The organism is Nibrella saemangeumensis, assembly GCF_039541915.1.
Lineage (GTDB): Bacteria > Bacteroidota > Bacteroidia > Cytophagales > Spirosomataceae > Nibrella > Nibrella saemangeumensis.
On sequence record NZ_BAABHD010000023.1, the window covers coordinates 50,504 to 72,123 of the forward strand.

The following is a 21,620-nucleotide window of genomic DNA, read 5'->3' on the forward strand; positions in this document are numbered from 1 at the left end:
ACAAGAGTTTTTCAAACGTTATTGTATTAACTATCAAATTAGTCTACTGGTTTAGTATTCCAGTAATAGCCTGCTGGTAAATTTTTGCCGTAACATTGATAAAAAGTACTTTCTGTTGAACTTTGCGGGCAGGCATTCTCTGGGCACCTGCCCCTCATTAAAACGCTAACCTCATGGACTTTTTAGATGACATCCGCGGCATGAAGTTCTTCGACATGCACGCGCATATGAGTTCCCGCACCACCGACGATTACCAGGCCATGGCTGATGCCGGTATTGTGGCCGTTATTGAACCCGCCTTCTGGCTGGGACAACCCCGTACGGGTGTGGATTCATTTCGGGATTATTTTGCCAGCCTAGTCGGCTGGGAGCGTTTCCGGTCGTCGCAGTTTGGTATCCGGCACTATTGCACCATTGGTCTGAACTCCAAAGAGTCAAATCAGGTAGAGCTGGCCGAGCAGGTAATGGAGATTCTACCCTTATTCATTTATAAAGAAGGCGTAGTCGGTGTGGGTGAAATTGGTTTCGATGACCAAACCCCCGCCGAAGAAAAGTATTACCGGGCGCAACTGGAACTGGCGAAGGAAGCCAACCTGCCGGTGCAGATTCACACGCCCCACCGCGATAAAAAACGGGGAACTACGCGCAGCATGGACATTGCCATTGAACACGGCCTTGACCCCGGCATGGTCATCGTGGACCATAACAACGAGGAGACGGTAAAAGAGGTACTCGACCGGGGATTCTGGGCCGGCTTTACCATTTACCCGTTCACCAAAATGGGTAACGAGCGAATGGTTGAGATCGTAAAACAGTACGGCAGCAACCGCATCATGGTCAACTCGGCCTGCGACTGGGGTATCAGCGACCCGCTGGCCGTACCGAAGACAGCCGCTTTGATGAAGCAAAAAGGTATCTCCGACCACGACATCCGCATGGTCACCTTCGAAAACGCCGTCACCGCCTTTGCCCAAAGCGGCCAACTCAGCCTCGAAGAACTGGAGCAGCCTCTGACCATCGACCAGAGCCAGAAATTCAACGGCAGCACTATCCTCCGCGGTGGCCAAGCCCCAGGAATCGCGAAGGAGTCAATTACAATACGCTAACTTTTTAATTATTAATGATGAGTTATGAATGAGTTGATGCAGCCAATCATTCATCATTCTCTTATCATCCCGTTGCCCGCAGCGCAATCAGCTGCCGGGCAATGGGCAGCAGCGTCTCTTCGACCGGGTAACTGCGCCGGGCTTCCAGCATAAAGGTAGCCGGGTTGGGTAGATGGCGGTAGCGCCGGACCAGGTCCAGCTTCATGTGCTCGAACGTATGCCCCAGGCTTTTGCGGGTCTTCTCCAAAAACCGGAACTGCACAATGCGTCCGCCCGGTTCATTCTCATCATACAGCGTCAGGCAGAAGTAATACACCAGCGTTTCCGATTGGGTATTCCGGTGAATCAGCAAATAGCCTTCGTCGGGCCGGAGTGGCAATAGACCGATGGGTTCCAGTGTCAGTGACGCGGCAATACGCCGCCACAGATGCTGCCCTTCTGTCAGTGCCTCATGAAAACGCGGCAGGGCAAAATCCATAATAGCGTCTACTTCCGACAGGTACGCATCGTCCGTTACCTCAGTTTTATAGGTGATGGTGCGGGATTTGACGTCAATTCGGTCGACTTGTTTGGGAAAGGAGGCATTTAGCGTACCTTTGCACCGCCGAAAATGAAGACCTGCTTCGTAATGGCGACGAAGCTCCGGTAGATCAGGGCACAACTTCCGGTCAGAGAAGTTCTGCTTTACCGCTTGTAAGTATGCCATAACGACATATTTTTTGTATTCGGCATCAATCCATCCCTGCGTCAACCAGTCAGGCTGTAATTTTTTCATAACTGTCAATTAACGGTTGGGCTTTTTGGTTGTACCCGGATAATATACTTAAAAAATCACTATCTGCCAAATAGTGTTTGCCGTTTCAGAGCCATTGGCTAAGATTCAGCATATCCGACCAGCCCAGACTCCCATCCTGAAAATTTGGCAGAGTATGACAGATTACGTGAATTGGCACAATAGTTGGCAAGCGGGGAAGTGGAAACGTTAGCACGTAACATATTCATTTTTAACCTTAATCAATCACAATTATGACTACAGCAACGGAAAGCGTGACAGTGAACGTGAGACCGCTGGCTGACCGGGTACTGGTAGAACCGGCCCCGGCTGAAGAAAAAACCGCGTTTGGTATTATCATTCCTGACACAGCGAAAGAAAAGCCGCAGCGTGGAACGGTAGTAGCCATTGGTACTGGCAAGAAAGACGAGCCCCTGACGGTTAAGGTGGGCGATACCGTACTGTATGGCAAATATGCCGGAACGGAAATCACTGTTGAAGGCAGAGAGTACCTGATCATGCGTGAGTCGGATATCTTCGCGATTATCTAATTGCCGGCAGGTATCTGAAAACGTGATGTAGCGTTTTCACTGGCTTCGGCCATCCGATTCTGACGTTTTTCAGTAACATTTTAATTTCCCTACAACTATGCCTAAAAGAATATTTTTCGATACGGACGCCCGTGAGAAAGTAAAGAAGGGTGTTGATACCCTGGCTGACGCCGTAAAAGTTACGCTGGGTCCTAAAGGCCGTAACGTTATCCTCGACAAGAAATTTGGTTCACCGGCCATCACCAAAGATGGTGTCACCGTAGCTAAAGAAATCGAACTGAAGGACGCCATGGAGAACATGGGTGCTCAGTTGGTGAAAGAAGTTGCTTCCAAGACGGCCGACCAGGCTGGTGACGGTACTACTACCGCTACTGTACTGGCGCAGGCTATCTACTCAATCGGTGTAAAGAACGTAGCTGCCGGTGCCAACCCGATGGACCTGAAGCGCGGTATTGACAAAGCCGTACACGCTGTTGTAGCGAACCTGTCTGAGCAGGCGCAGACCGTTGGCGACGACTTCGGCAAAATCACCCAGGTGGCTACCATCTCCGCTAACTACGACGAGGAAATCGGTACCATGATTGCCGAGGCCATGAAGAAAGTCGGCAAAGAAGGCGTTATCACGGTAGAAGAAGCCCGTGGTACCGAAACCGAAGTGAAGACCGTAGAAGGTATGCAGTTTGACCGCGGTTACCTGTCTCCGTACTTCGTTACGAACACGGAGAAAATGGAAGCCGAACTGGATCGTCCGTTCATTCTGATCTCTGAGAAGAAAGTTTCTTCCATGAAGGAACTGCTGCCCGTACTGGAGCAGGTTGCTCAGACTGGTCGTCCGTTGCTGATCATCGCCGAAGATGTAGATGGTGAGGCTCTGGCTACGCTGGTTGTTAACAAGATCCGTGGTGCCCTGAAAGTAGCGGCCGTAAAGGCTCCTGGTTTCGGTGACCGTCGGAAAGCCATGCTGGAAGACATTGCCATTCTGACCGGTGGTCAGGTGATCAGCGAGGAGCGCGGCTTCAAACTGGAGAACGCTTCCATCGAGTACCTGGGTCAGGCCGAGAAGATCATCATCGACAAGGACAACACGACCATCGTAAACGGTATCGGCCATAAGGAAGACATCCAGGGCCGGGTGAACCAGATCAAAGCACAGATCGAGAACACAACGTCTGACTACGATCGCGAGAAGCTGCAGGAGCGTCTGGCGAAACTGTCAGGTGGTGTTGCCATCCTGTACATCGGTGCTGCCACTGAAGTAGAAATGAAGGAGAAGAAAGACCGCGTTGACGATGCATTGCACGCAACCCGCGCTGCCGTTGAAGAAGGCATCGTGACGGGCGGTGGTGTAGCGCTGATCCGTGCCACGTCTGCTCTGGAAGGTCTGAAAGGCATCAACGAAGACGAAACGACGGGTATGAACATCATCCGCGTTGCTCTGGAGTCTCCGCTGCGTACGATCGTAGCCAACGCCGGTGGCGAAGGTTCAGTCGTCATCAACAAGGTGAAAGAAGGTCAGGGTGGCTACGGTTACAACGCCAAGACTGATACCTACGAAGACCTGTTTGCGGCTGGCGTAATTGACCCGAAGAAGGTAACTCGTCTGGCGCTGGAAAATGCGGCTTCAATCGCTGGTCTGCTGCTCACAACTGAGTGTCTGATCGCCGATGAGCCGGAAGAAGATAAAGGTGGCGCTGGTGCAGGTATGCACGGTGGCGGCATGGGTGGCATGATGTAATTATCAGTCGGCCCAATACAAATAAGAAAGCCCCCGAAATTCGGGGGCTTTCTTATTTTAGTACCATAAACTATGTAGCTACATTAGTAAGCCTACATACCATAAAAACGAAAAAGCCAAGCGAGACACTCTCTTGGCTTTCTGATTTACTCAACGTTATGAAAAACTTTTCTTTTCGACGCAATAATAAAACAAAAGCTACATTAAAATGTTTCCCGCTCGCTATTTTTTTTTAACGACAAAGACAATACAATGACTATCAGCAGCTTATAAGTCATTAAATTTTCATTAATGCATTTATCATGTTTAAGGGCCTATCGTAAAATTACTCAGTAGGGAACTGGTCATCGGCCTCAATCTGTCCATCCCTGATAGTCAGCATGCGGTCGGCCAACTCGGCTAGGTGCTCGTTATGGGTCACGATGACAAACGTCTGCCCAAAATCTTGTCTTAGGTCAAAAAATAGTTTGTGCAGTTCTTCGGCATTCCGGGAGTCGAGGTTACCGCTGGGCTCATCGGCAAACACAATGGCCGGCTGGTTGATAAGTGCCCTGGCTACAGCTGTTCGCTGCTGTTCCCCGCCCGACATCTGCGACGGCAAATGGTCCAACCGTTCGGTTAAGCCCAGCGTATTGAGCAAGGCACTGGCCCGCTCCCGTACCTCACGCTCGTTACGGCCGGCAATGAACCCGGGCAGGCACACATTCTCCAGCGCCGTAAACTCAGGCAGGAGGTTATGAAACTGAAACACAAAGCCGATACGCTCGTTCCTGAACTTAGCCAGTTGCCGGTCATTGAGTCCGAACACATCCTGTCCGGCCAGTTGAACCTGTCCTTCATCGGGTCGGTCCAGCGTGCCCAGAATGTGCAGCAACGTGCTTTTCCCCGCCCCGGACGCACCCACAATGGAAACAATTTCACCCGAATAAATGGCCAGATCGATTCCCCTCAACACCGGAAGATTTCCGTACGAACGACGCAGATTCGCAGCCTGCAGCAGTACACTCATTTAGTAAATCGTTTCAGGTTTCAAGCTCCAGGTTTCAGCCGGACGGCCCGGCTGAAACAAAACTTCAAACGAGTTTTAAGAATAATTCGCTAATTTGCCGCCCAAATTTACTGTTTTCACCATTCGTTGTTGCATTCGTCATGAATATACACGAGTACCAGGGTAAAGAAATACTGAAGCGTTACGGCGTCCGCATCCAGGAAGGTATTGTGGCCGAATCACCCGAAAAAGCGGTTGAAGCCGCCAAGCAGATGATGGCCCAGACGGGTTCAAAGTTTGTGGTTGTTAAGTCACAAATCCATGCCGGCGGCCGCGGTAAGGGTAAAATCAGGGGCACCGAGCAACGGGGCGTTCAGGTGGCAAAGTCCGTCGATGAGGTACGCGACATTGCCAAAAACATCATCGGCAACGTGCTGATAACGCACCAGACCGGCCCCGAGGGCAAAAAAGTCAACAAGGTGCTGGTTGCCCAGGATGTATACTATCCGGGAGCCGCTGAGCCGAAGGAGTTTTACATCAGTATCCTGCTCGACCGGACGAAAGCCTGCAACGTCATTATGGCCAGCACCGAAGGCGGTATGGACATTGAGGAGGTAGCCGCCCACACTCCCGAAAAAATCATTAAAGAATGGATCGATCCGGCGGTCGGTCTGCAATCATTCCAGGCCCGTAAAATCGCGTTTGCACTGGGTCTGGAGGGCGATGCTTTTAAAGAAATGGTCAAGTTTGTATCCGCGTTGTACAAAGCGTACGTGGATATTGATGCCTCAATGTTTGAGATCAATCCGGTGCTGAAAACGTCGGATAACAAGATACTGGCCGTTGACGCGAAGGTAAACCTCGACGACAACGCGCTGTACCGTCACCCGGACATCGCGAACCTGCGCGACCTGAACGAAGAGGACCCGCTTGAAGTTGAAGCCACCTCGTTCGACCTGAATTACGTAAAACTCGATGGTAACGTAGGCTGTATGGTAAACGGTGCCGGTCTGGCGATGGCAACCATGGATATCATTAAACTGTCGGGTGGTGAGCCGGCCAACTTCCTGGACGTAGGAGGTGGGGCTAACGCTAAAACGGTTGAAGCCGGTTTCCGGATCATCCTGAAAGACCCGAACGTAAAGGCTATCCTGATAAACATCTTCGGGGGTATTGTTCGCTGCGACCGTGTAGCAACGGGTGTGGTAGAAGCGTACAAGGCCATCGGTGATATTCCAGTGCCCATTATCGTCCGCCTGCAGGGAACCAATGCTGAAGAAGGAGCCCGCATTATCGACGAATCCGGCCTGAAAGTATACTCGGCCGTTCAGCTGAAAGATGCAGCCGCTAAAGTGAGCCAGGTGCTCGAAGAGGTAGGGGCTTAATTATAAGGTTTCAGGTCCCAGGTTTCATGTTCAAAGTTGTTCAACAGCGCAACTTTGAACATGAAACCTGGGACCTGAAACTTTTTTACCGGCTTGTGTACGTTTGTCCCCGGCGTTGGTTATAGTACTTCAGCGCTTCCGGCATCATTTTCTGCAGGTTGCTGATCCGACGCTGGTCAGACGGGTGCGTTGACAAAAATTCAGGTGGTTTCCGGCGCGAGCCCCCCGCTTTGGACATACGAGACCAGAAGTTCACGGCTTCGCGGGGATCGTACCCGGCCATAGCCATAAAAATTAACCCTAGTTTATCGGCTTCTGTTTCCTGCGCCCGGCTGTGTGGCAGCCCCCGGCCCAGTTGATAACCGATTGGCAACGCAGCGCCCACTGCCTGAAGCAACAATGCTCTTGTTTCACGCGGTCTGCTCTGAGCCACTGCCCCTAAAGCGGCCTGACCACCCTGAATCAGACCACTGGCCAGCAGCCCCTCGCTCATCCGCTCGTTACCGTGTTCAGCAATCGCGTGGGAAATCTCGTGGCCCATCACGGCTGCTACCCCGGCTTCGTTCTGCGTATACGGTATAATTCCGGTGTAAAAGGCGACTTTACCTCCCGGCATAGCCCAGGCATTAACCTGCGGACTTTTAATCAGCGTAAACTCCCATTGAAAACCACTTAACCGATTGCCAAAATTGTTAGCGGTCAGATAACTTTCCATTGCCTGACGTAAACGCCCGCCGACCCGACGAACCATTTCGGCCTGGGATCCGCTCCGTACTACATTACTGGTATCCAGAACCTGACGGTAACTGGTAAAAGCAAGCGGTAATAACTGTTCGTTCGGAATTAGTTTCAACTGCCTCCGATTCGACAGAGGTACCCGTTGGCAGGCAACCGCCATGGCTACTACCAACATCACTATCATCGCTCTGTTCATTGCCTGTTGATTTATTTGACTTATAAAATGGTCCAGTTACTAACCTGGACGTCAATTCAGTACTATTTAGACGGTTAACCGGGCCGGATTGTTTGATTTTTTTAACGGCGGGTGCGGTTGAGCCATCATTACTCCTTAGATTTGCGCCACAACCGCAGGTTTAACAAAGCCCCCTGAACGAATGAAAATCATTGCCGTCGGACGCAATTACGCAGAGCATATAAAGGAACTCAACAACGAACAACCGGACGACCCGGTTATCTTTACCAAGCCCGAAACGGCTATCCTCCGCAACAATGAACCGTTCTACTACCCCGACTTTTCATCCGACGTGCATCATGAAGTAGAGGTACTGGTCCGTATCAGCCGCACCGGCAAGAATATTGAAGAAAAGTTTGCCAACAAATACTACGACGAGATTGGTATTGGCATTGATTTTACCGCCCGCGACCTGCAAACCAAACTGAAAACAAAGGGGCTGCCCTGGGATTTAGCAAAAGGATTTAATGGTTCAGCCCCTATTTCTTCGTTTATACCCAAAAGCGAGTTTGCCGATTTGCAAAATCTTAATTTCCGGCTTGATGTGAATGGGGAGACCCGGCAACAGGGGAATACCTCAATGATGCTGTTCCGTATCAATTACCTGATCGCCTTTGTTTCGCGGTATTTTCTTCTGCAGCAGGGCGATATTCTGTTCACCGGCACGCCTAAAGGCGTTGGTCCGGTGCAGGTAGGTGATCGGCTCACGGCTTATCTGGAAGACCGTAATATGCTGGAATTTGACATTAAGTAAACGGTTATACCGCCAGGATGGGTTGAATCGTGTGTCTCAGGTATGATTAAATACAAACAGTTTATCAATCTTGTAACTGCCGGCTTGCTGCTTTTGGGTGTACACACAGGTTGGGGGCAGGCTAAGAAAACAAACAATCCGGTCATTCAGCCGGGTTATTTTATGTTTCCGATTATGCCCGGTGAAGCCAATTCGCTGTCGGGTGGGTTGGGCGACCTGCGGGCTAACCACTTCCACGCCGGGCTGGATATCCGGACCAAACAGCGGGAAGGGCTGGACGTATACGCGGCTGCTGATGGGTATATATCACGCATCGCGGTGCTTACGGCCGGCTACGGCAACGTAATTTTCATCAAGCACCCCAATGGCCTTACCACCGTGTATGGCCACCTGAAAGTGCTCAACGATACCCTGGCCCGGTATCTGCGCCAGGAGCAGTATAAGCGACAGACATTTGAGATCGACCTGCGCCCGGAACCCGGACAGTTTCCGGTACGCAAAGGTGAGGTAATCGCATTGTCGGGCAATACTGGGGGATCGGGTGGGCCGCACCTGCATTTCGAAATCCGGGATGATAAGGATAATCTGCTGAACCCGCTGCTTTTTGGCTTTAATGAGATTACCGACGAGGTGAATCCCTACTTCGAAAAGGTGGCGTTACGGACACTCACCCCCGAGTCACGCGTCAACGGCGAGTTCCAGCGACTTGTGCTGACACCAGTGCGCCGGGCCGACGGCAGTTATGGGTTTAACCAGCCTGTTACAGCCTCCGGCCTTATTGGTCTTGAACTGCTGGCGTTTGATAAAACCAGTGGTTCTCCGTTCAGGAGTGGCCTGAGTTGTATTGAGATCAAGCTGGATGGCCGGGAGGTATTTGCCTATAACATGGATAGTTTTCCGAATGAGCAGACGCGCTACATCAACGTCCATATGAATTATGAGGCTGAGCAAATCTCAGGCCAGCGGTATCACCGGGGCTACGTTGCCGACGGTAATGCGCTTACCTTGTATAAGATGGATAACTGGCGCGGTAAGCTGCCATTACTCGACGGCAAGCCTCACGAAATTACGATCACCCTGTACGACGCTCACCAGAACTCGGCGCAACTGCGGTTTACCGTTCAACCGGAACCGGCACCCCCAGCCGAGGCTACGGCTACCCAAACCATAACGGCCACTACAGGTACAACACCCACCGGGACGGTTGAGCCAGTTCCGTCTGTTAGTATTGCAACCGACGAAAACGTGCTGAAACTGACAGTCCGGAACTTGCCGGCCGGAGAACCGCCGGTTGCTCAGCTTTACATGGGGCGCTGGCCGGAAGAACTACCCGTCAGCTACGTTAAAAACAATCAGGCGGTTTACCTCATCGACCTCCGGAAGTTTATGCCCGATTCGGTGCAGATCGGTTCCGGTATCATGCGAACATTCCTCCAGAAACGGATTGTACCCGGCAAGGAGGAAACCTACGAAAAGGAAAACGTTAGTCTGAACTTTGGTCCGAAGACCCTGTTTGACACCCTGTTCTTAGCGATCAGGCATATGCCGGGCCACGTATTCGAAATTAATCAGCATACAATTCCCGTAAATGAATCGCTGGCGGTCTCGTATAAACCAGCCGACACGACGGGTATCAATCCGGCACGAACCCAACTCTATAATACCAGCGGGAACCGGAAGCAACTCGTTGGTGGAACCTGGAAAGACGGACGCATAGAGTTTAAAACGCGGCAGTTGGGTCGTTTCCAGTTACTGACCGATACGATACCGCCGAAGGTGCAGTTCGTCGCGAAAACACCCGGTACTATTTCGGCTAAAATTACGGATGATCTATCCGGCATCAACACGTTCCGGGCCCTGATCAATGGTGAATGGGTACTGATGCTGTACGATTACAAGAAAGCACTGATCTGGTCTGACAAACTCGACCCAGCCAAGCCTTTTAAAGGCGACGTAACCATTGAAGTCACCGACCGCGCCGGCAATGTAACAACGGCCTCGGCGGTGATCCCTTAACGTTGTTCCAGGTTTACGGGTTTATGTTTCAGGCTGTTTGATTATTCGCTCAACCTGAAACCCGGAACTCACCCATACAAGTATCACTATTTATGCAACTCAAAGTAGGCGACAAAGCTCCTGATTTTGAAACGCAGGACCAGAATGGTCAGCCGCTCAGACTCTCGGATTTTCGGGGAAAAAAGGTAGTATTGTATTTTTACCCGAAAGATGATACCACCGGTTGCACGGCTCAGGCTTGTAGCCTGCGCGACAACTACGACTCGCTCCGTCAGGCTGGTTACGAAGTACTGGGCGTAAGTGTTGATGACGGGAAGTCGCATCAGAAGTTTATCGGCAAATACAACCTGCCGTTCAGCCTCATTGCCGACACCAGCAAAGAAGTGGTAGAAGCTTATGGCGTCTGGCAGGAGAAATCAATGTATGGCCGCAAGTACATGGGCACCGTCCGCACCACATTTATCATCAATGAGGACGGTGTCATCACCGACATTATCGACAAAGTAGATACCAAGAGGCACGCAGCGCAAATTCTAAAATAAGACTCCAGACAGAGACATTGGACTTTAGACAAAAAGGTCCAGCGTCTAACGTCTTTGGTCAACTGTTTGAAACATGGAAACCCAACAACTCGAACAAATTGCGGTCCAGGTCCGGCGCGATATTCTCCGGATGGTACACGCGGTAAACTCCGGCCACCCCGGCGGCTCTTTGGGCTGTACTGATCTTTTTGTAGCCCTGTATTTTGACGTCCTGCGGCTGAAGCGTGATGATCAGGGCAAGGTCATTTTCGACATGGATGGTCGGGACGAAGACCTGTTCTTTCTGTCCAACGGCCACATCTCACCGGTATGGTATTCTGTGCTGGCGCGGGCGGGCTACTTTCCCGTTTCGGAATTGAGCACCTTCCGGAAAATTGACAGCCGTTTGCAGGGCCACCCCGCAACCGCCGAGCACCTGCCGGGTATTCGGATAGCGTCTGGTTCGCTGGGACAGGGCTTGTCGGCCGCCTGCGGGGCCGCATTGGCCAAGCGCCTGAACGGTGACGATAAGCATGTGTATGTGCTAATGGGCGATGGTGAGCAGCAGGAAGGGCAGGTATGGGAAGCAGCCTCGTTTGCTCCGCATCATAAGCTGGGTAACCTGACGGCCATTATCGACCTCAACCACCAGCAGATCGACGGTCCGACCGACCTGGTAATGAACAATCGCGACCTCGGCGAAAAATACCGGGCGTTCGGCTGGAATGTGACGGACATGAAAGGCAACGACTTGGCGGACGTGTTACGCACCTTACACGAGTCGAAGAACGACTCTGAAGTACCTACCCTGATTCTGATGCACACCGAAATGGGTTACGGCGTCGACTTCATGATGGGCAGCCACAAATGGCATGGCGTCGCGCCGAACGACGAACAACTGGCTACTGCTCTGAACCAATTACCGATTACCATCAGCGATTTGAAGGACTACTAATAATTGGACAGCACACACATCATGAAGAAATACACCTATACCGATAAAAAAGACACTCGTTCGGGCTTCGGCGCGGGCATTCTGGAACTGGGCCGTACTAACCCCAATGTAGTAGCCTTAACGGCTGACCTCGCCGGCTCGCTTAAACTGGAAGGTTTTATCAAGGAATTTCCGGACCGGTTTATCCAGTGCGGCATCTCCGAAGCCAATATGATTGGCGTCTCCGCTGGTTTGACCATCGGCGGAAAGATTCCGTTTGCCACTACCTTTGCCAATTTTGCCACGGGTCGCGTGTACGATCAGATTCGGCAGTCGGTAGCGTATTCCGGTAAGAACGTCAAGATTTGCGCGTCGCACGCGGGCTTAACGCTGGGCGAAGACGGGGCCACCCACCAAATTCTGGAAGACCTCGGCATGATGAAGATGCTACCGAACATGACGGTTATCACCCCCTGCGATTACAACCAGACCAAAGCCGCTACCATCGCCATCGCCGATTACCAGGGACCGGTTTACCTGCGTTTTGGCCGGCCGGTGATTCCCATTTTCACACCTGCCGACCAGAAATTTGAAATAGGTAAAGCCCTGATGCTGAACGAAGGACCGGATGTATCCATATTTGCGACCGGTCACCTGGTGTGGGAAGCCATTCAGGCCGGCGAGAAACTGGCCGAAGAAGGTATTGAGGCAGAAATTATTAACATTCATACGATAAAACCGTTAGATGAAGAAGCTATCCTGACCTCGGTGCGGAAAACGCGCTGCGCTGTGTCGGCCGAAGAACATCAGCTCAACGGTGGCCTGGGTGACAGTATCGCCCAAACCCTGGCCCGTAACTACCCGGCTCCACTCGAAATGATAGGCGTGCATGATTCGTTCGGTGAAAGCGGTACTCCGGCCCAATTGATGCAGAAATACGGCCTCACCGCCGACAAAATTGTAGAAGCCGCCAAGCGGGCGATGGAACGCAGAGTGTAGAGTAAGCAGCAGGCAGTTCTCAATAGGCAGAAAAGAACAGTCTGCAAACTGCTTACTGCGAACTGCCTACTGAGAACTGCTAACTATAAAAATGACGGACCAGGAACTCCTTGAAAAATATCGTAATCCGGAGACCCGGAACTTTGCCTTTAATCTGCTGGTACGCCAATACCAGCAGAAAATTTATTGGCATATCCGGAAGATGGTGATCGACCATGATGATGCCGATGACCTCACGCAGGAAACGTTCATTAAGGTCTGGACCAGTCTGGAGAACTTCAGGGGCGACAGTCAGTTATATACCTGGATTTACCGCATTGCCACCAATGAATGCCTCAACTTTCTGAACAAAAAACGCCGGAAGTTCTTCCTGCCCATTGGTGATGTGGAAGGCGAACTGACCGACAAGCTGGAAAGCGATACAGGTGGTCCCAGTGGCGACGAAGTACAACTCAAATTACAGAAAGCACTGCTCAAATTACCCGACAAGCAGCGGCTGGTGTTCAACATGAAGTATTTCGATGATATGAAATACGAAGAAATTGCTGAAATTACGGGTACATCGGTCGGAGCCCTTAAAGCGTCCTACCATTTGGCGGTTAAAAAAATAGAAGAATATTTAAACGGGGATTAAACCTCGCTATACCCGGCTTGTCAAAGAACTAACAACAAATGTTATGAGCGACAAGAAATACATACGGATTGAGGAGCTGAACAAAGAGCACCCGCTGCGTCAACAGCCATTTACGGTGCCGGAGGGGTATTTCGATACACTGCCGTCGCGGGTACAGGCCCGCATTGTCAAACCCAAACCCAGCTTCACCATTAGCTGGTCGTGGCAGCGCACCGTAGCTTCTCTGGCGGGTGCCAGTCTGCTGGCGGTGCTGGTGTGGAATACGCTGCCGCAGCGCCAGGAGTCGCTGGGTGAGGAATCCCTGAGCGGGGTAACTGATGATGCCATTAAAATGTACCTGGAAGAGCAGGGCGTCTCTACCTACGATCTTTCCGATAATGAAGCGGTTCAGGCCTCTTTCTCCGGCAATGCTTCCCTGATGGACTATTTGGATGTGAAGCCGGAGCAGATCCGTAAGCAGATTGAGACGCAGGACATTTCGGATATGTTGAACACTGAATCTTGAGTACTTTACTTTCTGTGAAAACGATGAAACATGCTTTAAGCTGGCTAATGATAAGCCTGATGCTGGTAGCCGGAACGGCTGCCGCCCAGAACGACCAGGGCCGGCAAAAAATAGAAGCGGCTAAAATTGGTATGATTACCAACCGGCTGAATCTAACCACTGAGCAGGCCCCACAGTTCTGGGCCGTGTACAATGAGTACAATAACCGCAAGCAGGATATGCACCGGCGCCTGCGGCAGCTCAATCAGCAGACGCCCCGGCAAAATTCGGGCGATGCAAACGTCATTGCGAATCTGCGCGAGATGAATACCATCAAGCAGCAAATTGCCGACCTGGATGGAGAATATATGAATAAGTTTCTGAAAGTGATCTCGCCAAAGCAACTGGCGGAGCTTTACGAAGCGGAGCGGATGTTCAATAAGATGCTGATTGACCGGCTGAACAATCCGAACGACTGACAATACAATGAACCGAACCTATGGGATGTAACAAAGCCCGGCGATGCTATTGCCGGGCTTTTTTTGTTTAGTAGCGTTCTACCGAGAACTTAGAGACACCTCCCTGAAAACGAATGTTTACTTTTTTGGTCGCCTGATCGTAATTAGGACTCAGGAATACACCCCCTCCTATTTTGTTAAACCCGTCCAGGTTATTTACATTCAGCGCCCCTTCTTTTTCCACTTTGCACCCCACCGCCTGCGGAATACGGAGTGTTACTGAAGCCACGCCAGCCTGAATATCCACATCGGTCTGGTCGGCACGGGAACCTAGCTTTACATCGATGTCGGCCGCGCCGGCTTCCAGCTTTAGGCGATTCACGGCATACGCACTCAGGTCGAAGTCGCCGTCGCCAGCCCCCATTCCGATGTCAATCGTCCAGGTAGGTTTTTCGTTTAGCTGAACGTCCACCTGATTGTTCAACTTCCCGTTTTTGAGCTTAATGTTGCCTTCGTTGGGTTTTAGCTCAATGGTGGGCGTACGGGTAGTCGGGTCGCGATCAACGGACATCGAATAGGTACCAAAGCTCAAGCGGGTTTCTGCCTTAATGAGATCACTGGTCGGCTGGCCAATAACAAAGCGGCTGGCGCCACCTTCCAGTTTCAGCACGGCCTCCTGAACATCCGGCCCCATTGGCTCGGAAAAGGTATTTGAGCGGATTTCGCCGGAACGGTCGCTCTCCCGACGTTCCTCCTCATACGCTTCGTCGTCATTATCATCCATTCGGTACTCAAACCGGTCCTGAAAACGATCTTTGCTGAAAAAACCGAACAGGGCCAGAGGTACAGCAATAGCCAGGAGCACGGTGGTAACCGCGGCCGCAGAGTTGCCCCGGCGTTCAAGAATAAGGTTTATCCCGGCCAGGATCAGCAGCAGCGGCCAGAATCGGGCCAGATACCCCCAGTCGATATCGAACCAACCTACGTTCTGGCCCAGAAACAGTATACCGAGGGTAATGATAAATATTCCCCAGAATAGCCCTCTCATGGCTTACAGCGGGTTGTTAGGGTTAGCCGGATCGTTGTTGACGTCGTACGGATTAGAGCCTGAGGTGTAAGGCGGCTCATCCCGGTTATAAGGCGGATCGTTGCGACGAATCCGGTCTTTAAAGATGATCCAGACACCTACGGCAATCAGAATAAGCGGCCAGAGTTTACCAAAATCAACGTCGAACCATTGATCAAGCAGGAAAAAGACACCGAGCAATACGAGGACGATACCTCCGATGATGCTACCGGACGAATTAGCGTTGTTTTGGGGGGGATAAGGGTTCATGGTGAACGAGCGTTTAGTTAATGGTTCAGATGATTCATACGTGCCTACGGTACCAAATACCCGCTCCGGCAAAGCTATCCACAAGATAATGTAAATCAGGATAGACGGAAAATGCGGCAGGAAAATACCCACGACAAAAAGGACGCGGATGATGGTAGGGTCAATATTAAAATAGCGGGCCAGCCCTGCCGACACACCGGCAATCATGCCCTCTTCCGGAATACGTTCTAATCGTTTGTTCATGGCTTACTTGCCGGATCGCCGGCGCGATTGAAAACCTGTACAAACGTAACATCTGCCCGATTAATGGCCAATGAGACTTATAAGAATGGACGCGGGGCCTGATAACCGCACGTTTTTAAGGACAGTAGGCCAAGCACAGTAGTTGGTATTACCAAGTACACATTCTGCTCTCCTTTCTTAGTCCTCAACTTCAATTGTCTCCAGAATATCCATCAGCTCACCGAATTCTTTATTACCCGGTCTGACTTCATCTCCGCCCTGTAACGCTATGCCTTTCACCGGTAAAGCAGCCAGTAAATCATGTACGTTTGAGGCTGTTATGCCAGTGCCCAACAAAATGGGATAGCGGGTAGCCAGGTGATATAATTCGGTTCGCAGCTCGTCGTCCAGACTGATACCGGCCTTCCCATCCAGCAGAAAGAAGTCAATACCCGTGTGGCTGGTAGCGATAATCGCTTCCAGCTGCTCCAGGGTGAGAAGCCCTAAGTCAGCCTTCAGAATAACCGGCCGGTTAAAAGAAGCGACATAGGGCAACAAAGCCGGATCTTCCAGTTGCAACATATCCGGCTGATAAAGCTCCAGCAGGCGATTAATCGCTCCCGGATCATCGGCGGCAGTTTCGCCTACAATCTGCACCCCGGCCACCCAGGAACGGATTTCCTGAAACTTAGCCGGTTCAACGTACTGCTCAGCGTCAGCGTCCATCGAGAATCCCAGCATATCGACGCCCATACCAGCGCAGTAGCGGGCATCACTTAAATTGGTGACGTTACTTATTTTAACCAGTGTTTTAAGGGCCATTTTACGAATGAACAATGAATAATAAGGAATGCTGTATGAAGACAAAAGTAAGCGTCTTTTTTGAGCATGAAACCAACCGGGCTACAAATCCTGTTACTTTGCTATATACAGCTAAGCTGCATAGTCAGTAAGCATTATTCTTTATTTAATAGTACGATCGCGGGGCTTTGAACCCTGGCAGATACCATGAGCAAACACGGACGCATTCTGGTCGCCATGAGTGGTGGCATTGATTCCTCGCTGGCAGCAGTTCTGCTGCACGAAGAAGGGTACGAAGTAATCGGCATGACCATGAAAACCTGGGACTATGCTTCGTCGGGCGGTGCCAAAAAGGAAACAGGCTGCTGTAGCCTCGACTCCATCAATGACGCCCGCAATATTTCGGTCAGCCTGGGTTTTCCCCATTATATTCTCGACATCCGGAATGAGTTCGGCGATTACGTGATTGACCATTTCACCGGCGAATACCTGGAAGGCCGTACACCGAATCCCTGCGTTCTGTGCAACACCCATATCAAATGGGATGCCCTGCTGCGCCGGGCCGACCGGCTCGACTGCGAGTTTATCGCGACCGGTCACTACGCCAATATTCGGGAGGAAAATAGCCGGTTCGTTATTTCGAAAGGTATCGACGAACTGAAAGACCAATCCTACGTACTTTGGGGGGTGTCGCAGGAAAGCCTGAGCCGGACCAAACTGCCGCTGGGACATCTGCGCAAATCGGAGATCCGCGATATGGCCCGCGACCGAGGTTTTATCGAACTGGTGACGAAATCAGAATCCTACGAAATCTGCTTCGTTCCCGACAACGATTACCGGGGCTTTCTGAAGCGCCGTATCCCGGGCCTGGAGCAGCAGGTCGCCGGCGGAAACTTTGTGCTGGAAGACGGCACTATCGTTGGCAAGCACGAGGGGTACCCATTCTATACAATCGGCCAACGGAAAGGCTTAGGCATTGCATTAGGTTACCCGGTATTCGTTACGGAAATCCGCAAAGACACCAACGAAGTGGTGCTGGGCCTTGACAAAGCGCTCTACCGCGATGGTATGGTTGTCGGTAAGCTCAACCTGCAAAAATACGCGACGATTGAGCAGCCCATCGAAACCATTACCAAAGTACGGTACAAAGATTCTGGCACACCGGCCCTGATTTCGCAGCAAGGTGAACAGGTGAAAGTGCTGTTTCACGAAGGGGTCAGTGCGATCGCTCCGGGTCAGGCTGCCGTGTTCTATGAAGGCAATGACGTTATTGGTGGTGGCTGGATCATGAAGAGCTTCCGGCAGACTGAAGAGGAGAAAAATACGCCAATGAATTCGAGTATAGCCTTCTCAGGCAATTGAAAGGGTATAGTTCCATTTAACAGGAGCCCCCCCAAACAAACGTTTGCGCCTGTCTAGTAATGTCATATCTTAGACTAAACAAACACGTCCGATAATGAAAACTCTTACGGCTGACTATCAGGCAAAATCAACCAACTATTTAACGTTTGAGTTGACGCAGGGCGATGAATCGATTGGCAGACTTTCCTACAAAAATTGGTTTCAGTTCGCTGCTTCAATTGAACTGGCAGACCATTCGACCTATCAGATTGTTCCAAAGGGATTTTGGGGATCAACCATTGAACTGAAAGAGGCCGACACAGTGCTGCTGAAGTTCTCCATGAACTGGAATGGAAATATTGTCCTACAAACCTATTTTAATAGTATTGAGAAAGACTATCTTTTTAAGCACCGGGGTGTTTTTAACGAATCATTTATCCTTATCGACCAGGAAGAGACAGAACTGTTAGTCTTAAAGCCTCATGTGAAATGGAGTAACCTGAATTATGAATATAAGATTCAGTCATCCGATCGTTTTGAGTCTTTGTCAACTAAAGAATTACTCTTGCTGATTTCTGTACACTGCGCTAACTATTATATGTCAATAATGGCCGGTACGTATTGACCTGTGATTGGTTACCCCTGACTCGACCGCTGCGTACATCAAAACCGTCTGTGAGTGCATCGGCTACTACTTCGCCGAAGGCTTAACGACCCGCGAGGCTACAGCTAAAAATCCGGATTGTGGCCCCTATCTGGTTCTACAAACTACCCGGAGCCAAACAATGGTACGCCTACCGGGTATTGCCGACCGCGAAATTACCCGCGTCACCAACTGGCCCTGTCAGGCAATGGCGTATAATGTATGTGCCGACCGCATCCGGCGGTTAGCGGAGCAGCAGCGCAGTCGCAATCCCCGCTTCCCCCCTAAAGCCTTTCATCAGGCGTCTCTAACGCTTAGTTATTATCCCTTGGCCATCGTCGAAAAGTAATTAAAACCAAGCCCTTAGTCCCTACCGTAATCAGGCTGACTCGTTGAGTAAGGTCACCGGACCAGGTGATTGGCATCATATCATCTATGGCAAGACCCGCATAACTTTGAGACTGTTAATCAGTCTCCTACGGTTATGCAAACGCCCTATCCAACTCACCTCCAACGCCGACCGGCTGCGATATACCTTGTTGCCGTCTGTATGCTTCTGCTTTCGATTGGCGGCTTTTATGGCGGAGTGAGTTTCCTGACCGATCCAAGCGGGCGCTCGCTGGGCATGGCTCCCACCGTGGTGCAGATGCTCCCGGTTGCCAATCTATTTCTACCGGGTTTGTTTCTGGTTATAACCTTTGGTATTGCTCCGTTTATGCTGACCTATGCGCTTCTGGCAAAACCGAGATGGGCCTTGGCCGAAGCGGCCGTGAACGATATGCCTTATCACTGGGCCTGGGCTGCGTCGGTTGGTTTAAGTGCGCTGCTGATTATCTGGATAGTGGTTCAGTTTGGGTTCATTGGTTACCAGTTTCCGGTGCAGCCTATCACCGGGCTTTGGGGGGTTTTGCTGCTGGGCTTGCTCCTCCTGCCGTCTGTTCGCCGTCATTGTGCTATCTGACAACTCTCCTTCACTGCTTTTTAAACCATAAATCGGCGGGCCAAAAAAGACAAGAGGCCAGAGAGGAATTATCCTCTCCGGCCTCTTGTCACATTATCCAGGCTTACACCAAGCCTAACCGGTTATTTACCACTGATGATGGTACCCGACGTCGAACTGCCGCCTACATTCACGCGGTAGATTAGTTGGGTGTTATTCCCCGGCACATCGTAGCCAACCGGCTCGTTTACGCCCTTGTGAACGTTTACCTTCAGGGCATCTACTTTGCTACCACTGGTCGTGAACCAGTCAATGTCTGCTATACCGTCTACCGGTGAGTTAATCTGCAGGAACACCCGTCCGTTGTGCGGGTTTGGGTAAGTACTTACCGTTAGTTTATTCCGGGCTGCATTTTCAGCTACACCCACTCTTGCTCCGGCAGTGGGACACGTTCCAACGACTACCGTTTTCGTCACTACATCCGTGATCCCGTTTGCGTCGACTGCCGTGAACGAAACGGGGTAGGTGCCTGGAAGTGTCGCAACGGTAGCCTGAAGAGGACCCGAGTACCCTGTAAAGGTAAAGGTAGTCCCTGCGGCATCCAATATACCCGTAGGGTAGGCATCGGCCGGGGTTTTGGTCCCCCCGGTTGTCGTGGCCGTTAAGCTCAGGTACGAAGTAGTGCCTATACAGAATGTCGATGAGGTAAAGTCAGCCACCAGCGGCTCGGGAGCGGGACACGTTCCGACTACCACCGTTTTAGTCTCTACATCCGTGACGCCGTTTTCGTCGACAACCGTGAACGAAACGGGGTAGGAGCCTGGAGGTGCCGCAACGGTAGCCTGAAGGGGACCAGAGAACCCTGTAAAGGTAAATGTAGTCCCTGCGGCATCCAATACACCCATAGGGTAGGCACCGGCCAGGGTTTTAGTCCCCCCGGTTGCCGTGGCTGTTAAGCTCAGGTACTGAGTAGTACCTATACAGAATGTCGATGAGGTAAAATCGGCCACCAGCGGCTCGACACAAGAGCCTATGACTACTGTTCTTGTTTCTATATCCGTAACACCAGCCGCATCGGTTATGGTCAGCGAAACGGGGTAACTACCCGGCGGCAAAGGAATAGACGTTTGTGCCTGAAAGGGACCGGTAAAATTTGTAGCCGTAAAGACAGTACCTGCTATATCCAGAACAAGCGAAGGATACGAACCATCCGGCGATTTCGTTCCTCCAGTTGCCGTGGCCGTCACACTGAAGGACGGAGTAGTCCCGACACAAGCGGTAGCGGATGTAAAGTTGGCCACCAGCGGCTCGGCTACGGAAATGATTTGCGTTGATTTAGCACATTTCGACTTGACGATGTTATTGCAGGTGAACCCACCCGCACAAATATTGTCCGCCTTCTTTACGCCCCACGCCAAAAAAACATTGCCAATCTCCACCTCAGCACCACAGGTCCAGGTAACCGGAATATAAAACTCTGTTGATTTGGAAAAGGATTGCGGGCTGCAAAAATCCACTACCGTTTCGGTATTGCCAACCTTAAGCGTAGCCGATAGGTAAATGCTATACCGCTTAACATTGTCATTTGCGGTAACGGTAACAGCGAGTGTAGCGCTGACGGGATTGCCCGGCGTACAATTCAATTCGGTTGGAGGAGGTATCAGCCGGGCGCCGGAGATACTTACCTCTTTGGCATTACAGCCATCGCAGGAGGTAACAGGGCCTTGTGCATAGCTGCTAGTTACATGGCCAAACAATCCCACCATGAAAAAAAAGATGGTAAAGAAGAGCTGAATTGGGGTAACCAACTTCGGACTTGAAACGGGGCGGCTTTCGCACCCTTGTTTCCCGACAGAAGTTTTGAACCCATCTAGGGGTAAATGTTGAACATGCATAGAAAGTGGTTTTATAATGTTATGCCATACTAGCGAAAATTCAGCACTCCCCGGTATGCACACATGGTTAATATAGATTAAAATATGCACGATAGTTTCATATTGAAAGAAACTAAAACAAATTTGGGTTAA

Annotated in this window: 23 protein-coding genes; 16 read left to right on the top strand and 7 right to left on the bottom strand. The window is 51.0% G+C overall.

Annotated elements, in window-relative coordinates; genetic code table 11:
- Positions 1–173: 173 nt before the first annotated feature.
- A complete protein-coding gene (locus ABD949_RS09910; RefSeq protein WP_345243021.1) occupies positions 174–1,106 on the top strand; it encodes a TatD family hydrolase in 933 nt (310 codons plus the stop codon).
- A 64-nt stretch (positions 1,107–1,170) separates the two neighbouring features.
- On the opposite strand, the gene ABD949_RS09915 is transcribed toward ABD949_RS09910, so the two are convergent.
- Entirely contained in the window at positions 1,171–1,881 is a 711-nt protein-coding gene (locus tag ABD949_RS09915; protein WP_345243022.1) for a hypothetical protein, read from the bottom strand.
- 251 nt (positions 1,882–2,132) lie between these two features.
- Between ABD949_RS09915 and ABD949_RS09920 the strand changes: the two genes are divergently transcribed.
- Together ABD949_RS09920 and groL are read left to right on the top strand one after the other, a co-directional pair.
- Positions 2,133–2,429, top strand: coding sequence for a co-chaperone GroES (locus tag ABD949_RS09920; RefSeq protein WP_345243023.1), 297 nt, complete (start codon positions 2,133–2,135; stop codon positions 2,427–2,429).
- Between the two features lie 97 nt (positions 2,430–2,526).
- Positions 2,527–4,164, top strand: coding sequence for a chaperonin GroEL (gene groL, locus ABD949_RS09925; RefSeq protein ID WP_345243024.1), 1,638 nt, complete (start codon positions 2,527–2,529; stop codon positions 4,162–4,164).
- Between the two features lie 325 nt (positions 4,165–4,489).
- Here groL and ABD949_RS09930 read toward each other — a convergent pair whose 3' ends face one another.
- Positions 4,490–5,173, bottom strand: a complete 684-nt coding sequence (locus ABD949_RS09930) for an ABC transporter ATP-binding protein (RefSeq protein ID WP_345243026.1) — start codon at positions 5,171–5,173, stop codon at positions 4,490–4,492.
- A 140-nt stretch (positions 5,174–5,313) separates the two neighbouring features.
- Between ABD949_RS09930 and sucC the strand changes: the two genes are divergently transcribed.
- The gene (sucC, locus tag ABD949_RS09935) at positions 5,314–6,537 is read left to right on the top strand and encodes an ADP-forming succinate--CoA ligase subunit beta (RefSeq protein WP_345243028.1); all 1,224 of its coding nucleotides are present in this window, start codon (positions 5,314–5,316) and stop codon (positions 6,535–6,537) included.
- An 85-nt stretch (positions 6,538–6,622) separates the two neighbouring features.
- On the opposite strand, the gene ABD949_RS09940 is transcribed toward sucC, so the two are convergent.
- A complete protein-coding gene (locus ABD949_RS09940; RefSeq protein WP_345243030.1) occupies positions 6,623–7,471 on the bottom strand; it encodes a M48 family metallopeptidase in 849 nt (282 codons plus the stop codon).
- A gap of 181 nt (positions 7,472–7,652) precedes the next feature.
- Here ABD949_RS09940 and ABD949_RS09945 point away from each other — a divergent pair, with 181 nt between their 5' ends.
- From ABD949_RS09945 to ABD949_RS09980, 8 genes are all read left to right on the top strand, one after another.
- Entirely contained in the window at positions 7,653–8,264 is a 612-nt protein-coding gene (locus tag ABD949_RS09945) for a fumarylacetoacetate hydrolase family protein (RefSeq protein ID WP_345243031.1), read from the top strand.
- Positions 8,265–8,306: 42 nt separating this feature from the next.
- Complete coding sequence (locus ABD949_RS09950; protein ID WP_345243033.1) at positions 8,307–10,280, top strand: M23 family metallopeptidase; 1,974 nt, start codon at positions 8,307–8,309, stop codon at positions 10,278–10,280.
- Positions 10,281–10,372: 92 nt separating this feature from the next.
- Entirely contained in the window at positions 10,373–10,822 is a 450-nt protein-coding gene (gene bcp, locus ABD949_RS09955; RefSeq protein WP_345243035.1) for a thioredoxin-dependent thiol peroxidase, read from the top strand.
- 73 nt (positions 10,823–10,895) lie between these two features.
- Positions 10,896–11,756, top strand: a complete 861-nt coding sequence (locus ABD949_RS09960; RefSeq protein ID WP_345243037.1) for a transketolase — start codon at positions 10,896–10,898, stop codon at positions 11,754–11,756.
- A 21-nt stretch (positions 11,757–11,777) separates the two neighbouring features.
- Complete coding sequence (locus ABD949_RS09965; RefSeq protein ID WP_345243039.1) at positions 11,778–12,734, top strand: transketolase family protein; 957 nt, start codon at positions 11,778–11,780, stop codon at positions 12,732–12,734.
- Positions 12,735–12,825: 91 nt separating this feature from the next.
- A complete protein-coding gene (locus ABD949_RS09970; protein WP_345243041.1) occupies positions 12,826–13,368 on the top strand; it encodes an RNA polymerase sigma factor in 543 nt (180 codons plus the stop codon).
- A 43-nt stretch (positions 13,369–13,411) separates the two neighbouring features.
- The gene (locus ABD949_RS09975; protein ID WP_345243043.1) at positions 13,412–13,873 is read left to right on the top strand and encodes a hypothetical protein; all 462 of its coding nucleotides are present in this window, start codon (positions 13,412–13,414) and stop codon (positions 13,871–13,873) included.
- A gap of 23 nt (positions 13,874–13,896) precedes the next feature.
- Positions 13,897–14,331, top strand: a complete 435-nt coding sequence (locus ABD949_RS09980; protein ID WP_345243045.1) for a Spy/CpxP family protein refolding chaperone — start codon at positions 13,897–13,899, stop codon at positions 14,329–14,331.
- Between the two features lie 67 nt (positions 14,332–14,398).
- Here ABD949_RS09980 and ABD949_RS09985 read toward each other — a convergent pair whose 3' ends face one another.
- From ABD949_RS09985 to trpF, 3 genes are all read right to left on the bottom strand, one after another.
- On the bottom strand, positions 14,399–15,358 hold the full coding sequence (locus tag ABD949_RS09985) for a LiaF transmembrane domain-containing protein (protein ID WP_345243046.1): 960 nt from the start codon (positions 15,356–15,358) through the stop codon (positions 14,399–14,401).
- Between the two features lie 3 nt (positions 15,359–15,361).
- Positions 15,362–15,889, bottom strand: a complete 528-nt coding sequence (locus ABD949_RS09990; RefSeq protein WP_345243047.1) for a PspC domain-containing protein — start codon at positions 15,887–15,889, stop codon at positions 15,362–15,364.
- A gap of 177 nt (positions 15,890–16,066) precedes the next feature.
- Positions 16,067–16,690, bottom strand: a complete 624-nt coding sequence (trpF, locus tag ABD949_RS09995) for a phosphoribosylanthranilate isomerase (RefSeq protein WP_345243049.1) — start codon at positions 16,688–16,690, stop codon at positions 16,067–16,069.
- 186 nt (positions 16,691–16,876) lie between these two features.
- Between trpF and mnmA the strand changes: the two genes are divergently transcribed.
- From mnmA to ABD949_RS10015, 4 genes are all read left to right on the top strand, one after another.
- A complete protein-coding gene (gene mnmA, locus ABD949_RS10000; protein ID WP_345243051.1) occupies positions 16,877–18,031 on the top strand; it encodes a tRNA 2-thiouridine(34) synthase MnmA in 1,155 nt (384 codons plus the stop codon).
- Positions 18,032–18,125: 94 nt separating this feature from the next.
- The gene (locus ABD949_RS10005) at positions 18,126–18,635 is read left to right on the top strand and encodes a hypothetical protein (RefSeq protein WP_345243053.1); all 510 of its coding nucleotides are present in this window, start codon (positions 18,126–18,128) and stop codon (positions 18,633–18,635) included.
- 7 nt (positions 18,636–18,642) lie between these two features.
- On the top strand, positions 18,643–19,002 hold the full coding sequence (locus ABD949_RS10010) for a DUF885 family protein (RefSeq protein ID WP_345243055.1): 360 nt from the start codon (positions 18,643–18,645) through the stop codon (positions 19,000–19,002).
- 201 nt (positions 19,003–19,203) lie between these two features.
- Entirely contained in the window at positions 19,204–19,614 is a 411-nt protein-coding gene (locus tag ABD949_RS10015) for a hypothetical protein (protein WP_345243057.1), read from the top strand.
- Positions 19,615–19,736: 122 nt separating this feature from the next.
- Here the strand turns inward: ABD949_RS10015 and ABD949_RS10020 are convergent, their stop codons facing one another.
- On the bottom strand, positions 19,737–21,488 hold the full coding sequence (locus ABD949_RS10020) for a hypothetical protein (protein WP_345243058.1): 1,752 nt from the start codon (positions 21,486–21,488) through the stop codon (positions 19,737–19,739).
- Positions 21,489–21,620 lie beyond the last annotated feature (132 nt).

Coding starts and splice junctions, on each gene's coding strand:
- ABD949_RS09910 (WP_345243021.1), top strand. CDS start 174: ATGGACTTTTTAGATGACATCCGCGGCATGAAGTTCTTCGACATGCAC.
- ABD949_RS09915 (WP_345243022.1), bottom strand. CDS start 1,881: ATGAAAAAATTACAGCCTGACTGGTTGACGCAGGGATGGATTGATGCC.
- ABD949_RS09920 (WP_345243023.1), top strand. CDS start 2,133: ATGACTACAGCAACGGAAAGCGTGACAGTGAACGTGAGACCGCTGGCT.
- groL (WP_345243024.1), top strand. CDS start 2,527: ATGCCTAAAAGAATATTTTTCGATACGGACGCCCGTGAGAAAGTAAAG.
- ABD949_RS09930 (WP_345243026.1), bottom strand. CDS start 5,173: ATGAGTGTACTGCTGCAGGCTGCGAATCTGCGTCGTTCGTACGGAAAT.
- sucC (WP_345243028.1), top strand. CDS start 5,314: ATGAATATACACGAGTACCAGGGTAAAGAAATACTGAAGCGTTACGGC.
- ABD949_RS09940 (WP_345243030.1), bottom strand. CDS start 7,471: ATGAACAGAGCGATGATAGTGATGTTGGTAGTAGCCATGGCGGTTGCC.
- ABD949_RS09945 (WP_345243031.1), top strand. CDS start 7,653: ATGAAAATCATTGCCGTCGGACGCAATTACGCAGAGCATATAAAGGAA.
- ABD949_RS09950 (WP_345243033.1), top strand. CDS start 8,307: ATGATTAAATACAAACAGTTTATCAATCTTGTAACTGCCGGCTTGCTG.
- bcp (WP_345243035.1), top strand. CDS start 10,373: ATGCAACTCAAAGTAGGCGACAAAGCTCCTGATTTTGAAACGCAGGAC.
- ABD949_RS09960 (WP_345243037.1), top strand. CDS start 10,896: ATGGAAACCCAACAACTCGAACAAATTGCGGTCCAGGTCCGGCGCGAT.
- ABD949_RS09965 (WP_345243039.1), top strand. CDS start 11,778: ATGAAGAAATACACCTATACCGATAAAAAAGACACTCGTTCGGGCTTC.
- ABD949_RS09970 (WP_345243041.1), top strand. CDS start 12,826: ATGACGGACCAGGAACTCCTTGAAAAATATCGTAATCCGGAGACCCGG.
- ABD949_RS09975 (WP_345243043.1), top strand. CDS start 13,412: ATGAGCGACAAGAAATACATACGGATTGAGGAGCTGAACAAAGAGCAC.
- ABD949_RS09980 (WP_345243045.1), top strand. CDS start 13,897: ATGAAACATGCTTTAAGCTGGCTAATGATAAGCCTGATGCTGGTAGCC.
- ABD949_RS09985 (WP_345243046.1), bottom strand. CDS start 15,358: ATGAGAGGGCTATTCTGGGGAATATTTATCATTACCCTCGGTATACTG.
- ABD949_RS09990 (WP_345243047.1), bottom strand. CDS start 15,889: ATGAACAAACGATTAGAACGTATTCCGGAAGAGGGCATGATTGCCGGT.
- trpF (WP_345243049.1), bottom strand. CDS start 16,690: ATGGCCCTTAAAACACTGGTTAAAATAAGTAACGTCACCAATTTAAGT.
- mnmA (WP_345243051.1), top strand. CDS start 16,877: ATGAGCAAACACGGACGCATTCTGGTCGCCATGAGTGGTGGCATTGAT.
- ABD949_RS10005 (WP_345243053.1), top strand. CDS start 18,126: ATGAAAACTCTTACGGCTGACTATCAGGCAAAATCAACCAACTATTTA.
- ABD949_RS10015 (WP_345243057.1), top strand. CDS start 19,204: ATGCTTCTGCTTTCGATTGGCGGCTTTTATGGCGGAGTGAGTTTCCTG.
- ABD949_RS10020 (WP_345243058.1), bottom strand. CDS start 21,488: ATGCATGTTCAACATTTACCCCTAGATGGGTTCAAAACTTCTGTCGGG.